12 protein-coding genes are annotated in these 16,293 nt (G+C 43.2%); 5 read left to right on the top strand and 7 right to left on the bottom strand.

Annotated elements, in window-relative coordinates:
• The first annotated feature begins 30 nt into the window (after positions 1-30).
• The 4 genes from NIAKO_RS20180 to NIAKO_RS20195 all read left to right on the top strand — a co-directional run bounded on the left by NIAKO_RS20180 (position 31) and on the right by NIAKO_RS20195 (position 2,502).
• Positions 31-393: a helix-turn-helix domain-containing protein gene (locus NIAKO_RS20180; RefSeq protein WP_041347055.1), complete on the top strand. Its 363-nt coding sequence runs from the start codon at positions 31-33 to the stop codon at positions 391-393.
• Between the two features lie 184 nt (positions 394-577).
• The gene (locus tag NIAKO_RS20185) at positions 578-1,063 is read left to right on the top strand and encodes a MauE/DoxX family redox-associated membrane protein (protein WP_014220300.1); all 486 of its coding nucleotides are present in this window, start codon (positions 578-580) and stop codon (positions 1,061-1,063) included.
• Between the two features lie 58 nt (positions 1,064-1,121).
• Positions 1,122-2,171, top strand: a complete 1,050-nt coding sequence (locus NIAKO_RS20190; protein WP_014220301.1) for a hypothetical protein — start codon at positions 1,122-1,124, stop codon at positions 2,169-2,171.
• A 115-nt stretch (positions 2,172-2,286) separates the two neighbouring features.
• Entirely contained in the window at positions 2,287-2,502 is a 216-nt protein-coding gene (locus tag NIAKO_RS20195; RefSeq protein ID WP_014220302.1) for a hypothetical protein, read from the top strand.
• A 156-nt stretch (positions 2,503-2,658) separates the two neighbouring features.
• Here NIAKO_RS20195 and NIAKO_RS20200 read toward each other — a convergent pair whose 3' ends face one another.
• The 7 genes from NIAKO_RS20200 to NIAKO_RS20230 form a co-directional block, all read right to left on the bottom strand.
• Positions 2,659-3,954, bottom strand: coding sequence for a TlpA family protein disulfide reductase (locus NIAKO_RS20200; RefSeq protein ID WP_014220303.1), 1,296 nt, complete (start codon positions 3,952-3,954; stop codon positions 2,659-2,661).
• Between the two features lie 62 nt (positions 3,955-4,016).
• A complete protein-coding gene (locus NIAKO_RS20205; RefSeq protein WP_014220304.1) occupies positions 4,017-5,402 on the bottom strand; it encodes a RagB/SusD family nutrient uptake outer membrane protein in 1,386 nt (461 codons plus the stop codon).
• 51 nt (positions 5,403-5,453) lie between these two features.
• Positions 5,454-9,059: a SusC/RagA family TonB-linked outer membrane protein gene (locus tag NIAKO_RS20210; RefSeq protein ID WP_014220305.1), complete on the bottom strand. Its 3,606-nt coding sequence runs from the start codon at positions 9,057-9,059 to the stop codon at positions 5,454-5,456.
• A gap of 206 nt (positions 9,060-9,265) precedes the next feature.
• A complete protein-coding gene (locus NIAKO_RS20215; RefSeq protein WP_014220306.1) occupies positions 9,266-10,510 on the bottom strand; it encodes a FecR family protein in 1,245 nt (414 codons plus the stop codon).
• A gap of 195 nt (positions 10,511-10,705) precedes the next feature.
• The gene (locus NIAKO_RS20220) at positions 10,706-11,287 is read right to left on the bottom strand and encodes an RNA polymerase sigma factor (RefSeq protein ID WP_014220307.1); all 582 of its coding nucleotides are present in this window, start codon (positions 11,285-11,287) and stop codon (positions 10,706-10,708) included.
• Positions 11,288-11,557: 270 nt separating this feature from the next.
• Positions 11,558-13,984, bottom strand: a complete 2,427-nt coding sequence (locus tag NIAKO_RS20225) for a T9SS type B sorting domain-containing protein (protein ID WP_014220308.1) — start codon at positions 13,982-13,984, stop codon at positions 11,558-11,560.
• Between the two features lie 327 nt (positions 13,985-14,311).
• Positions 14,312-15,376 carry a hypothetical protein gene (locus NIAKO_RS20230; RefSeq protein ID WP_014220309.1) on the bottom strand — a complete coding sequence of 355 codons (1,065 nt, stop codon included), beginning with the start codon at positions 15,374-15,376 and terminating at the stop codon, positions 14,312-14,314.
• Between the two features lie 360 nt (positions 15,377-15,736).
• On the opposite strand from NIAKO_RS20230, the gene NIAKO_RS20235 reads away from it, so the two are divergent.
• A complete protein-coding gene (locus tag NIAKO_RS20235) occupies positions 15,737-16,249 on the top strand; it encodes a hypothetical protein (protein WP_014220310.1) in 513 nt (170 codons plus the stop codon).
• Positions 16,250-16,293 lie beyond the last annotated feature (44 nt).

Below are 16,293 nucleotides of genomic sequence, written 5' to 3' on the forward strand. Positions count from 1 at the left end.
TTGTTTCGCACATAAAAAACAAACCTGACTATGAAATTATCAAACATCGACCTGCACAAGATTGCGCAGGTAAAAGTTATTCTTGAAAAAGAATATAAAAGCGCTACCACGCAGGCCGAACTGGCCCGGCGTGTAAACACCAATGAAAGCAAACTGCGTAAAGGATTTAAACTCGTTAATAACATAACGATCAATGACTACCTGATTTCGGTACGGATTGAAAAAGCCAAAGAGATGCTGGAAACTACTGATGAGCCGGTAAAAGTAGTTGCATTTAAAGTAGGTTATGATGTAAGTAACCTGGTTAAACAGTTTAAAAAATCAACCGGTATGGCGCCCATGGAATGGCGTAAAAAAGTTTTAGGTAACAAGCTCCTCGCCTTTTTCCTTTAGCCATAACAAAAGAAAAACCGGATTTGCCATGATTTTAACCGGATTCGCCAATCTTCAGGCATTAACTTGCACGAAGTACTGGTTACAATACTCATTTTTCTCCTCTCCACCTGTTATTAACCTGCACCTGTAAAACCTTCTTGGCAAGAAAGCACGCTATCTAATACTCATTAAATATTTTTCTATGAAAAAAGAAACGTTAAGCGGACCGCTTCCGCTTTATAGATCTGTTTTTCAAAACCCAGGCACTACCTGGTTAAAAAAAAGCATGATCGTTGAAATCATCGCATCGCTGTTGATCCTGCTGTTTATATATGCTGCTATTAGCAAACTATCAGAATACAACCGGTTTTCGGTTCAATTAAGTAAGTCGCCATTCATTACGTCGTTCTCGAATATTGTAGCCTGGAGCATTCCTTCTGTGGAAATATTGATAGCACTGCTCCTGGTAATGAAAAGAACCCGGCAAACAGGATTGTATGCTTCTTTCTTTTTGATGAGTTTATTCACTGCTTATTTGTTGATTATGCTGAACTACAGCTATTATGTTCCCTGTTCCTGCGGAGGTGTGCTGGAGAATTTGTCCTGGGAAAACCATATCGTATTCAATACATTTTTTGTAGTGATCTCAGGAGTGGGCATCTTCCTGAACAAAAATATACACGCGTAGCTACTAACACATTGTTGGTGGTTGATTTTTATCTCACTCATTTTTTAATACGTAAACCATGCGTTATAAAAAGCCTGCCATAATTTTAGCGACCTTATTCTTTTCCGCTTTTGCTATTATAGCCCTACTGGCATTTCTCTCTAAGAATATTAATATCAACAAAAACGGGTTCAACAGGCAATTGGTCACCAGCACTTTAAAGATCCGCAAGCAAGCCACATATCCCATACAAATAACCAGGATGATCGGTACCCGGGCGGGGAAATTATACTTCCAGGGTGGATCAGCTTATAATATTTACAGCACCAATCTCAACCTGGATTCATTCACCAATATCCAACTTCCCATACAACAACAGAGTAAATTAAATTCCGGCGTTCGTATGTACCTGAATGGCGCACACGTATATCTCTCCTGCAAAAACTTTCCTGAAATTATCGATTATAACCTGGACTCAGGAACAGCGAATCCCTATGTACTTAAAAGCTTTTACAGTAAAGAAGTGCCCTATTCAAAAGACCAGTTCATCATCAGGTTAATCGACAAAAACTCCAAAGACCCTGTATTTATAAAACTCGATATAAAGAATGAAAATTCGAAACAGGTGGACCATTTTAGTGAGAAAAACGGCGAAGGCAACTTTCCAACAGATGGGATCTTATACTACGACTCCACTACCCACCTCGGATGTTATACCCATTTTTACCAGAACGGATTTATCTGCATGGACACCAACTTGAATTTAACATTAAAAGCCAGAACTATAGACACGCTTACAAAAAGACAGGTCAAGGTAGCGCACGTAGGTCATTCTTCTACCATGAAGGACCCGCCCCAATATGTGAATATGGTGGCCACTGTTGCCAAAGGCAATCTGTATCTGCAATCGATGTTACAGGCAGACAATGAATTTCCGCTAGACTTTGAAGAGAACTCTGCAATCGACATCTACAGTTTAACAACAGGCGCCTACAAAGGCAGCTTTTATATTCCGGCGTTTAAGGGAAGAAAGACATATGAGTTTCACATAATAGACAACAACCTGATTGCCCTTTATGGTAAAACTGTTGTCACATACGAGCTGAACCTTCCTGACATTTCTAAATAATTACTACCATGTCAGTTAAAAATATTTACGCGTAAGTTAGGGGATACCGAAAACCTAAAACAGAGTAGGTACAACAAACAAAAATTTACTGTTTTAACCAAAACAGCACCCAGTTATGAAAAAAATCAAATTGTCATTAGCGGCATTGACGCTTGTATTGGCCATTGCCGGAACAACTACAGTAAACGCTTCTAAAGCTACGGTTGATACAGACCCCTGCAGTGTTGCAGACCCCAATGGTACTGAATGTTTGAACCAATTCCCTGTTGAGTGTTGCCAGGACGATGTCACCTCTGAGATCATCAATATCAAAGCACCCCGACCATTTTAATTGAAATACTAACCACTGGCTGTTGCCGGTGGTTAGCTTTTATAAATTATGCCTGCAGTCGATGTCAAAAGCAGACAATGAGCTTCCGTTAGATTTTGCAGAGAATACCGTAATCGATGCTTATAGTGTTACTAACGGAAACTACATTGCCAGCTTTTACATCCCTCCCGATAAAACAGGATCCCTGATGACCAGCATTTTTACAGGCCGGTCTTTGTATGCAAGATTTAATCCGTATTGCTTCAATGTTTCGTTCAGGGCATCAATATCGTTCATTTGTGCACTTAATGAAACCGTAACGTTATCAGTGATGCCGGTTTCATCCAGCACTATTTTATCCTGGTTGAAATGCCTGATCAGATCGAACAGATCGGCAAAAGGTTTATTTATTACAGAACAGCCTCCGGTATTATACACTTTCTTAGGGATGGCGGACCTGTCAGCCTGCAGATGAATTTTTTTTCCTGCCGTTAACACCAAACACTTCTGGGTACGTACTTCCATAAATGCATTTACCCCAAACATCCTTTTCAGGTCGTCCTGCATGATCTTCAAAAGATCGTTCGCTCTATCTTTAGGCACAGTAAGTTCATAACAGAATGTATTATCATTCCTCCATTCCTCGTAGTCGATACCCTTGGGTGCTATATATTTTTCAGGATGGGCAGACTCAACCACCAATCTACTATACGGTACCGCACCCGTTGAATCGCCAAACGCAATCATATATAAAGCACCGATCATGGCATTGGTGGCATGTACGGTTGTTCCAATGCCCTTCGGCGGAGGCAAATATCCCCCTTTCACACTTTTCAGGCATTTTGTGAGGGAAGAATTAAACACCACACTGTTGGTATCTATTTCATTGGCGATGGTTACCAGGTATTTTTTATTTTTATAATCGGCAAATTCCGGTGTTTCCATTTGCCGTAAATGCAATTCCTTTTTATTAACGAATGCAGCAATATTTGCTTCTGTAAGCTGGGAGTCATCGGTGATTGCTTTTATATACCCCTGGTCGTCTATCCAAACAAAGGTAGAAACCACTTTTATCTTAAAATACTCGTGCGCTTTCTTATCAATAGCACAGGGCAACCCCACCGGTTTGTTCATCTTCTTCCTGGCTTCATAAAAGTTACTGGTCCTTTCCAATCCACCAGTAGCTAACATAATTTGCAGAGAATCCCCAAATCGTTTTTGAAAATTTTCCAGCTTCGGAAAGTCCGCAATACAGGGTAAACAGCTGGTGCTCCAAAAATCAAGGATCACAGATTTACCTTTCCAGTCGGCCAAGGCTACTTTTTCTTTTTTGTAATTGATAAGGGTATCAAATACAAAATTGGGGCACTTTTTATCAAGCGGGGAGGTATTGGCAACATATGTATTGACAGATTGGGCTGCAACCAAGTTTACCAATAAGATCAACCCTATTATTAAATGTAGTTTTTGCATGCCATAAGGTTTACGTCATAGGTAATAAAAGAACGGGTACGGATTATAAGCTCTGAATCAATCTAACGATCGTTCTGCGTCATACCTGACATTGAAATAACATCAGGTGGTATGGGCAGGGTATATCTTGGGTCATTAGGGGGTAAAGTATATTGTTGACCGTTTAAATTCCTGGTTAAAGTAATATTGGCGCCTTCGCTGTTCAGTCGTCTCAGGTCAAGCCACCTCAATCCCCGGAAGGGGGTTTCCTTTCTTCTTTCCTGTAAAATGATCGCCAGCGCATCGGTGGGGTTGGCCGCAGTAAATGGAACAAAAGGAACTGTCGATTTCCAACGCGCAGCCATTAATTTATTCAGATCATTCATGGCAGCCTGAACATTACCAGTACGGGCATAACATTCTGCCCGGGTAAGGTATACTTCATCCGTAGCAATACCACCAAATGCTTTGGTGGAAACCGTTGATACTAATGTTGCTCCGCCAGTATAGGTACCAATGAAATTGGGCAGGCCAGAAGTGTTTGGTTTATAAAACAAGGTCTTTCTGAGGTCGTTGTTATCATAACTTCGATACAGGGTTGAATCAACCAGACTATTTACGCCAAGGGTCTGTAAAGGATCATCCAACGTTGCCAGAAAAATAACTTCCTTATTTTGCGGGGGAATGGGATACATTATTCCGGCGGTCTTTACCGTATTATAGTCAAGCACCGAGTCATATAACTTCAAACAGGAATCTGCATACTGCAATGCATGGGAATAATCCTGCATTACCAGGTAAACCCTCGACAACATAGCAAAGGCTGCGGGTTTTGAAGGCCGGGTTTTATACAAAGGAATAACCGGCAGGTAATTCAGCGACCCCTGCAGGTCATTCAGGATCTGTTGATAGGTATCGTGCATCCCGGCCCGTACAGAAGTACCATTAGGATCAGAATCCAGGCGCAGCGGGATACCAGGATTATCGGGAAATGTTAAACTATAAGGTCTTGTATAGATCTGTGACACCCAAAAAAATGCTTCGCCCCGGTAATACAGTGCGCACCCTCTTGCATTATTATAATGCAGGATATCTCCGGTCGACTTCACATCATCGAGGCCATCCAATACAATATTTGCATAAAAAGCCTGGCGGTAAGGGTTATTCCAGTTTTGTGGATCAGAAAGTGTAGCATTATAAATATCAGTCTCCCAGGTATAAGCGTTTTTAAAAGTTGTATTCCAGGTATTCCAGGTATTATAGGAAAGATAATAATTATCGGCACTTATCTCACCCATTGAAGGGCGTGCATCATTCATGATGGCCGAATTATCCAATAGAGCCTGGTACTTATCTATAGTATTGGGAACATCCAATGATTTATTGGATCGAATTTCCAGCCAGTCTTTTTTACAGGAAACAGCAATCACACTCACAAAAACAAACAGTAATATTTTATAAAGATTCATAGTATAATTTTTAGTGATTGAACAGGAACAGGTTGATCTGTTTTTCAATTATTAAAAATCAAATTTGGCGCCCAGTGTTATACTGCGGGGTTGTGGCAACACCGTAGCCAGGGTATAGGGAACCGCATCCGGATCGATACCGTAATTGTTGGCACGCCAAAGAATAGCCAAGTTGTGCATATTGCAATAAATATGCGCCGTTTGAAATGGCAGCCTGTGTAATTTCTCTTTTACAAGATCATAACTTAGTACAATATCCTGTAGCCGGATATGATCACCCTTTTCTACCAGTACGGCCGAATTTGCATAAAACCTGTAATCCCTGTTACTCATTGAACCGGGAACAGCGTCGGGAATGGATGGGATATTGGTTCGTTCTTCATCACCCGCCTTTTGCCACCGGTTCACATAGTCCTTATTACCCATCCAATAATTCAAAAACTGTCCATAATCCATGGAAGCTCTTCTGAAGTAATAATTCAGTTTATAAGTGATATTTACCGACACAGAAAAGTTGTTCCAATAAAAGTCGTTGCGGAAAGCGCCTACTACCTGCGGATTAACCGGACCATTATACACCAGGTCAGCAGTAGTAGTTTTGGTGAGTAAAGCCGAATAATCTTTTGTTTTTTGACCATCCAAAATTCCCATAGGGTCGCCGTTGGTGGGATCCAAACCGCCCCAGGCGAAGCTGTAAATACTGTAAGCCGGATGACCATTGAGCGGTGTCAATACAGATGCATCACCACTGCTTCCCGTTAAAATGCTGTAACCGGGAAGTATTTTTGAATAGTTTGTTACTTTATCAGTTGCATAACTGAATAAAAAGGAAGGGTCCCAACTGAATTGCCGGCCCGCGGCTACTCTACCATTCAGCTGCACATCAACACCATGCCCTTTAAGATCCGATACGTTACCTCTGAAGCTAGTAATACCGGTTGTAGGGTCCATGGCCACATCACCAATGAGATCGTCACCCTTTTTTGAAAAATATTCTATGGTACCCGACAACACGTTTTTCTTCAAAGTAAAAAGAACAGCCAGGTTGGCCATACTTACTTTTTCCCAACGCAATTCAGGATTGGGAGGGTTTACCACTGTTCCTGTTGTACTCTTGTTAGTTAAATCTGTACCATATCGCACTGTAGTATAGGCAGTAAGGTCTGTATTCACATTTCCATTATATCCATAGGTTGCCCTCACTGCTAACTGATCGAACAGACCGCTTTTGAAAAACTTTTCCCGTGAAATATTCCATTTAACACCGGTTGACCATAAGGGTACTATCCGTTGATTTGTTTTAACCCCGAAATAATTGGTATTATCGAAACGGCCGCTGGCTGAAAACACATAACGGTCGTCAAACGTGTAGGAGCCATTGGCATAATACGACATAAACCTTTGTGTTAAGCCGGTTACAGTACGAATAGAAGGAACTGCGGCAAGCGTTGATTGCGGGTTGGTTGGATACTTGGTTACAAAATCAATCGGTTGGCTTACGAGGGTTTCATTACTGTACCCATACAAACGGTTCTGATAACTTTGGGTTTCCAACTGCTTTACTTCAAAACCGGCAATAGCGCTCACCTTGTGCTTTTTTTGCCAGGTTTGGTTGAAGTTTGCCTGCGCCCGGCCCGTGTGGCCTTCCAGGTCATAGTTTGTTTGATCGAGAATATCGCCCAACGGAACAGGGTTTCTTACGACACCGGCAGCGGGATTAAAATAGGTGTTGATCAAATTCCGGGTGAAATAAGTGGCCTGACTCATGAGGTTGTTCTGTTTCTTCAATTGCTTTTCATATTGATATTTTACTTCAATATTAAAGGCGGACGTGAACGTTTTTCTAATCTCTACATTCAGCCGGTTATAGCTTTGCTGGGCCACATTATTGGCCAGGTTCAATTCGTCTAATGGCCGGTATTGCCAGTCTAAAGCACCCTGGCTCTCTTTCAAGGCTTTGTAAGGATCCCGAAACCCGTATGGCACTGCCAATGCATTTCCGTTCTCATCGGCCATTTGTTCGTATGGATACGCCTTTTTTGCCAATACATCGGTGAAAGCGCTGATACCAGGGTTGTTATTTACAAACTTTGTGTTTGTATACATCAGGCTGGTATTGATATCCACATTTTTGAATGGAGTAAAACTATTGTTAGCGTTCACTGAAAACCGCTCGAAGCGATTTCCCACATAACTGCTTTTATCTTTATCATACCCCAATGTCAAAAAGTATTTCGATCTTTCGCCGCCCCCTGAAAGAGACAATGCATTTTGTACAATTACCTCATTTCTTAAAAAGTATTTCTCATATTGGTCTCTTGCATTGTTCTGTTTCATGGCTTCGATCTGCTGGTCAGCATCAGCGGCAGCGATCTGCCCATCGCGCTTCTTTATTAATAATTCCACTACCGGTGTTAACGGTGATTTGGAAGCTGCGGCTTCCTGACCGGCATACCAGCCCCTTGCAAAAAAATCTTTTTCCAGGTCAATATAATCAGCAGATGACATCAATGGCAAATAACTCATATCTGGTTTGGCGCCAACGGTAACATTGGTATTGAAGTGTACCTGCGGAGCGTGATTGGCAGTCCCTTTTCTTGACGTGATGACGATAACACCATTGGCAGATCGTACGCCATAGATAGATGCAGCTGCTGCATCGCGCAAGATGGTAATAGATTCAATGGTATTGGGATTAATATTGTTGAGATCTCCGTCGAAAGGAAAATTATCCAATACGATCAGCGGCTTATCATTGCCAAAGATGGTGCTCCGGCCCCGTACGGCAACAGTGGCCTGATCAGTTTTACTGTTCCGGTAAAATGCCACCCCACTCGCCACTCCCTCCAACCGTCCCAGTACATCCAGCGAAGTACCGCGGTTCAACAATTTATTATCAATCTGTACAAAAGAACCAGTGGCCCTTTCTTTGGGAATCTGCTGATAACCGGTATATACCGATACAGATACGCTGGCCATTTCACTTACTTCCAACGAAAGTTTTATAGACAAATCCGTCTTGCCATCTACATTTATGGTTTGGGTTTCAAAGCCGAGGTAAGAAACTTCCAGCACGGCATTTTCCCCTACTCCTCTTAAATCAAAAAATCCATCGGCATTGGTAACACCGCCAATGGCTGTACCTTTTACTTTTACATTGGCGCCGGCCAGCGGTTCACCTTTATGATTCAGCACCCTTCCTTTTACATCAACCGGCGGCGCTATTCCCTTTTCATTTGGTTTTTTATTATCGCCGGCCTCCCGGTTCTTGGAGATCACGATCGTTTTATTCTGGATCATGTACCGGAGGGGCTGACCTTTCAACGCCTGCTCCAACGCTTCTTCCAAGGGTGCATTTTTCACATGTATGGTCACCTTGGTTGCGTCTTTTACAACATCGGCCGGATACAGGAATAAATAGCCCGTTTGTTGTTTTATAGCAGTAAATACTTTTTCCAGCAATATGTTATCGCCTGAATAAGTAACCGTTTGGGAAACTCCCGTTGCGTTTACGTTTAAAAAGACAATGGTCAATAGGATGGCAGTTAATTTCATAATACGTAAGGTCTGTTTACTTACGATCGATTTTAAATGGTTAATGGGTTTGCCGGTCACCGTGCAAGCAATAAAATCCGGCAGGTAATTGCGAAATTGCATACCTTAGTAATTGAAGGTTGAATAATAGGATTCTAATCGGTTTTGTTATCGACCTTTCTCAGCCGGTGTGTTTCGTGGACATACCGGCTTTCTTTTGTGGTCTTACATGATTAAGCATTCATAGGTGTATAATTTTAAATATGGCTAAGCGGGTTTTTCAAATCGTTTTTACAGGGAAATATGCATAGGGGGAAAATAGAAATGAACTATATAGGTTGCTTATCATTCTTATGGGAATCATTGGGTGAGGCAGCCGGAACGATCAGTTTTCTTCCTTCCACCCGGAAATGCAAACCGGTCATGAAATCGAGGTTCTCAGCTACCTGCGGCAGCGTTAAATTCCGTTGCATTTCTCCACTTATTTTATCGGATGGCTTAACACCTTCATACACCACTTCAATGTCGTACCACTTTATTAACTGACGCATCACTACATCGATATCTGCATCTTTAAAACTGAATATGCCATTCTTCCAGGCAATTACGGCGTCTGTCTGAACCGGGATTGGTTGGGATAGCTGGGATGACTGAGATACTGATGTTTGTTCTCCGGGCTTTAATAAAACTGATGCGGCATCTTTGGTAACTTTCACGCTCCCTTCTAATAAAGTTGCCTTCATCAGCGGTTCGTCATCATATGCATTAATATTAAAGTGAGTTCCTAATACCTGTACGTCCATTGGACCCTTTTGGCCGGTTACATGAACGATGAATGGTTTGGCAGCATCGTGGGCTACTTCAAAATATACTTCGCCGGTTATTTCTACTTTTCTTTCGTTACCGGAAAATTCAACCGGGTACCGGATGGAGGCGCCGGCATTCAACCATGCTTTACTGCCATCGGCCAGTACCATACTATAAGTTTGGGCATAGGCTGTAGTGAGGGTATTATATATTATTTCCTGGGCAGCTGTTTTGGACTGGTATTTCAGGGTGCCGTTCTCATTTACAACAACCGATCCGCCCTGTTGGGCCAGTTGACCGGCTTTGGCGCTATCCAGCAGGATTTTTTTGCCATCGGCCAGGGTAAGGGAAGCCATTCTTTGTGCAGGCCCGATCACCTTTGAAGCCACCTTCACATCCTCTTTTAGTCCGGCAGATTTATTCGGATTATTGTGCCATAAAAAATAAGCAGCAGACAGTATAACCAATACTGCTGCTGCTGAGGTTGCTACATCCCGAAATAACTTTCTCGGTCTTTTTATATCTACCTGCTTTCCATAATTCCTATTTAATTCTTCTTCAATTATAGCCCTGCCACCTGCTACATCAATGGCATGAATTTCTTTCAGTTTCTGAAGCTGGTAGGCATCATTTTTAAACTGCTCCACAAACCGGCGGTTTCCTTCGTCTGAAATATATTCCTCATACATTGTGCTTTCCGCTGAGGTAAGCTCTTCACCGGTAATTACTTTTATAATTATTCCATTGATGATGCTGTTGTCCTTCATTACACAATGTTTTATCAGGGTTATCAAAAGCTCCGGGCTATATGAATACGGATGAGTGAAAGTTTTGTACCAGTACCGTTGATAATTTTTATACTTTTTTTGTGCGGATCTGTACTTTCGGGATGTGACATATTAAAACCAAAACGGCAACAAATTTCAAATCAGGGAATTAAAAAGTTATCTAGGGGATTACCACTAGGCAGCCATCATAAACAGAAGAGCAATAAAGATCAGGATCATTACCTGTTCAACCCCAAGGGTAAGCCTAAGCGCTTTCATGGCGGCGGCGTTGGTATTGCGGATGGTATTTTCTGAAAGGTTCAACATTTGCGCTACCTCCGTTCTGCTGAACCCATCCAAATAAGTGAGCTTGAAAACCTGCTGCATTCTGTCGGGCAACTGGTTTATGCGATCGTATAAAATCTGCACCAGCTCGGCTTCCTGGTATTTTTTTTCAATAACATTTTCGGTGATGTGTTCTTCCTTAACCAGGCGGTTCTCGATTTTTGCTTTCAGTTTATCTCTGCGTAAATAATCAATACATGCATTTTTTATAACGGTGTAGAAGTACACCTGCAGGTGAGTCATATTGGAAAAATAGTTTTCCTGAGACCAAAGTTTAATAAACGATTCAGTCACGATATCCCTGGCTTCTTCCGTGTTGGCGATAAGGCTATTGGCAAACAGGAACAATTTGCGATAAAGTTTATTATACACCTCATTAAACGCCTCAGGATCCTTCTCCAGGATTTTCTGCATAATTTGCTCATCTGTCATATTAGTGCTCTTTGGTTCGTCGTCAAAGGATAATAGATGAAACAGAGAAATACAGTTTGTACCGGCACCAAGTTATAAATACGGCACCTTTTGAGCAAATAAAATTAATTGCACCTGCAATCAATTATAATTATCGCTTAATGATAGCGTTATTGTTATGTCAAAATATGCATGTGTGAAAAAAAGAATACATAAACCGTATTAGCAACACATTCGTAATTGTCGTCTATGACGTTTGGGGAGTGAGTGCAGCATTTTTGATGCACAATATTACCGCACCAACACAAAATTTCCCCGCTGCACTATTGTCTTGCCGGTATAATCTATGGCCTGCACCATGTACACAAAATTCTGGGATGATTGTTGGGACCCGTTTATGGTTCCATCCCAGCCCTTGTTTACTTCGCTGGTACTGAATACCAGTTGCCCCCAGCGATTGTACACCCTGAAGAAGATCAACTGTTTAATACCTGCCAGAATGGGGCGGATCACATCGTTGCGGCCATCGTGATTGGGAGTAAAGCCGGAAGGCATGAAGATGGAAGCGCCTGTTTTAAATATTTTTACTGTGATGGTATCATTTCCGTAGCAACCGGCCGCCGTTTCCGCTGTTACAACATAGGTTATTGCTGCCGGCGCGCCTTCGTTATACAAACCAAGGGGGCTTGAAATACTGGAGGAGTTTAACCCAAATGGCGGCGCCCAGGTCCAGCGATTGGCATTGGGATCATTTACCGATGCATTGAATTGTAAGGGCTGATTGATTACCACTGCAGTATCGTTGCCTGCATGTACAATAATGGGTTTGGTAACTTCTATATGAAAAGTATCTCTTAACGGATTGGGACAACCGGCATTGGTTACCGACAACACCACATTAGAAGTAACTTTTGGCGTGGCAGTGGTGCTGATACTGTATGGAACAGAAGGCACTACCCCACTGCCGCCAGGCGACAATGGCACACTGTTACCCCAGGCATAATTGGTGCCCGTTGTAATGGTGGCATTCAGCAGGATTGATTTACCATAACAGATGTTACTGTTTTGAGGATCGATGGTTGCCTGGGGCGCCGGTACGTTGTAAAACCTGACGGTGGCCATATCACTGGTATCGGCAGGACAAACCCCGCTTTTCACTACAGCCCGGTAGTACTGCGTTTGCGTAATGGGACCGGTTTGGTAAGTGGTATTTTGATAAGCAGGTGAAAAACTGCCCCAGCTGCTGCTGTTAAATGAAGATTGCCAGTTTAGTACCGAGCCGATATTGTTAACCAATGTCAACAGGGGGCGCGTGGTTTCGTTCAGACAGATATTGGAAAGCTCTGGCGTTACTTTGCCACCAACCGACTTGGAATCAACTGTAACAAATGCAGCCGAACTCGTATCGATGGAACAGGCCGAACCATTTTGCACTAACGCCGCGTAGTGGGTGGAGGCAGTCAGGTTTTGCGCTGTATACTTATTACTGGTGGAGGCAATGTCCCGCCAGGTAACACCATCGGTTGATGACACCCATTTCAGCACCCCCCCTACTTCGTCTGCCAGGGATAGCGGTACATTGGTACCCGAGCAAATGGTAGTATCGCTCATAATTCTGCCAGCCACCGTTGGCGGCATGGTAGTAATATCGATCGTATCGCGCAGATCGGCGCAGCCATTTACTTCGTGGTTGGTAACCTTGCCGCCATTGGCGCCCACGGTTACATTTATAATATTACTATTGGCCCCGGAGTTGATCGTCCAGCCTGCAGGGACCGTCCAATCGTAGGAGGCGCCAGCCAGCGCCGGCACCGAATATTCCACCGTAGTATTGGTACAGGCAATTTGTTTTCCGCTAATCTGCAGTCCGGCACAGGTATTACGCAGGGCCACATAGGCATAGGCAAAATGAGCGCCCGGCCGGCAATTATCGGCTTCAAAAGTGAGTGTAACCTGCTGACCCCGGTAGGGCGACAGATCGAAAGTAACTTCGGTCCAGCCCTTCGTCCAGATATCATACAACAGGGTGCCGTTGGTATTGGTGCCGGAAAAGTTCATGAATGGAACCGGGCTGTTGGTAAATCCATTGGCCTTGGCCGTAGCGGAATCGAGCGTGGCGCCGGTTCCCGAGCCGCCATTACCACCGGCTGCATTGTTAAAAGTTGGCAGGTAATAACCGGGCGAGGCGCAGGTGATAACGCTATCGTGGGTGCTTAAAGTAGCTTTAAACAGGGGTTGTTCATTTGAATTATGGGTACCGTTTTCCAGCACCATGGCGTAGGCATAGGTCATGGTATAAGGATCTGATGTTGACCCGGCCGGCACATCAATTACATAGGTAACTGCTCGGATAAAACCACCCGGGTTACGGCCGGTTTGCCCCAGTGCGCGGGAGGTGGTGCTTGACCCCAGCATAATGGAATATTTGTAAGCATATCCATTAATGGTAGGCACAGTGGTGAAAAAGCCAAACGGGTCGCTGGTAGGCGAGGTAATTACCTGGATGCCCGTATTGCTGAGGGAATATTCCGGAATAGTAGTAAGACCGGTGTTTGGGGCAGGATATGATTGAGTGGGCCCATTTATCAACCCGGTTGTGGCTGACCAAAAAGAGAGGTCGCCCGTTCCAAAATTGATGTTTGTTGGACAGGTCTGCAACTGGGAATAGCCAGCTGCCGCCAAAAATATCGCAGCAAAACAGAGTAAATATTTTTTCATCCAAGTTTTAATAGGGGCCACAAAAAATTCTTCTATACTTACTTGTACGATAATTATTCTGAACCGGTTGGTTGTCTGAAATGGGATGGGTGGGATTTCCGGGATTTTTGGGAAATGGTTGCCTGATCGCAACCACTGATTCCATTCTGCCCTTTGCCTGCCCATGGATTAAATTCAGGGTTCGAAGGGTATCAATCAATGTACTTAAATGTACACATTTAAAATCAAAGTCTGAACTGGGACGGGTGAGATTTTTGGGATGGGTGGGAATGAAAAAGCCCCTCCCGACAAGTCGGGAAGGGCCTGATATTTTTACCTATAGTATTTTTACTGATATTGTATGTACACCGGCTGCGGCTTTTCGGCCAGTACTTCCTGCGGTGTTAACATGTGGCTGTTCTGTTTGCGGATATCATTTTTGTAGAACAGTTTGAAACCGGCAAACTGAACAGGCTCTTTCCAAACGTATGCTTTGTAGCTGTCGTGTTTCAGCGAAGGTTCACCCCAGCCATCCATATCCATTACGATCTGAACATCGGGATGAATAGTGATATTCTTGTAATTGGTAACCATGTTCTGGGTAAAGCGGTGCACTACCAGGATCTTGGGCGGCAGGTTATTGGCTTTGGCCAGGTTGCTGAGGTAATTGCTTACAAAGTTTACATCCGAGGCATCCATGGTACCGATCACAGAACCGGGTCTTTTTCCTGTTTTCATAGAGAACTCAGGATCGATACCCAGGTGTACGTGCGGCATCTTCAGGTATTGCTCCAGCAGGGGAATTTCTGCCTGTACATTACTGAAACCTACCTGTACATCCAGAAAAACCAGGGCGTTGATGCGCGCTGCCATTTTCAGGATGGAATCAATTTGTTTGAACGGCATGCGCAAACGGTATTTACCGTCTTTGCCGGGAGCCCCCTGGGCAGTTACGGCAATATAATGAAGGGCGGGCTGAACCGGCATAGCAGGATCGGCAGCTTCCCATTTTTTACATTCATCACCCAGTTTTTTCAGCATTTCATCTGGTGGATATTCACCCAGCACACCCATATTTTTTGAATACAGGTTACCATAATAAGCTACAATTCTTTTATAAGGCAGAACAGCACCGGCATTGGGATAGGGCGTTTTAACGGGCCAGCGGCCTGAAGAATCGCCATTTGCCAAATGCAGGTTATTCTTATTGAAAACTGCTGTATCGAGCGTTAAAGCGGGTTTGGTTACATCCGGAGCAGCAGGTTTTTCTTCTACTGCTGGTTTTGTAGAATCGGATGTTGTTTGGGCTTTAGCGGTATTGGCCTCTCCACTGGAACAGGCATTCAAAATAATAGGCAGACAGGCTGCTACAACCAGGCGACTTGGGCGCGTGAACCAGGTTATTGATTTCATTGAGTGTATTACGATTTTGTACGTTTTATCTAAGGAAAATCAGCGGACGAAATTAAGTTAAAACTAATGATGAAAACAAGCTGTTTATAAGTTTCAACACGCTTTCACACGTTGATAACTAATAACTCTTAGTAACGCCCGCCAATAACTTTTATTACCTGTTTTGGGTGGAAAGCTAATCAATTTCTAATGCTCCCCAATTACCTTGCTGAAAAATTCAGCAAAGTCCCAATATGTTGAATACCAGCAGATATAACAGAAAATCAGCGCAATCGTAGATTTCCCCTCCAAAAACCTTTTTTAACTATGCTATTGCACAATCAAAATATCTTGTGTAGTTTTAATAAAACCCATTCGTATATGAAAACGAAAATCGGATTGTTTACAGTCCTTCTTGCCGCCGTAGCCGCCGTACCCGCTCTGGCCCAGAACACTACTGCAAAGTACGTGAGCAACAAGACCACAGCTACGCAGGCGCCGGCACAACCCATGATCAATTTTGTGAACCAAAAGCCTACGATCGATTCAATGGTATCTGGTATTGATGCAAATAATTATTTGGATCATGCTTCTTTCCGTGGTAAAGCGCGTGAAGGTAAATACTGGGTTGAATTGTTCTACAGCAAGGCCAACAGAGAGATCATGAAGGCCAATTACGTGTTTACAACAGATTCGTTGAATTTTAGCCGTTGCTATTATTTCAAAAATAATAGCGTTACTAAAATTTTCGACAACAACACCACCAATTACTACCAGGTTGGTAATGTAGTGTTGACTGAACAAGGCACTGTTGCGCCTTCACCAACGTCTAAGAAGTTCAGCGAGTTAATTGCTGACACCTTCCAGTCGTTATCAGCAGGCTGTTTCCAATAGTAGACAGCTCATCTTTCCGTTTTAGCAACACTGTTATTGATTAA

Origin of the sequence: Niastella koreensis GR20-10, from assembly GCF_000246855.1 — a bacterium.
Taxonomy (GTDB): domain Bacteria; phylum Bacteroidota; class Bacteroidia; order Chitinophagales; family Chitinophagaceae; genus Niastella; species Niastella koreensis.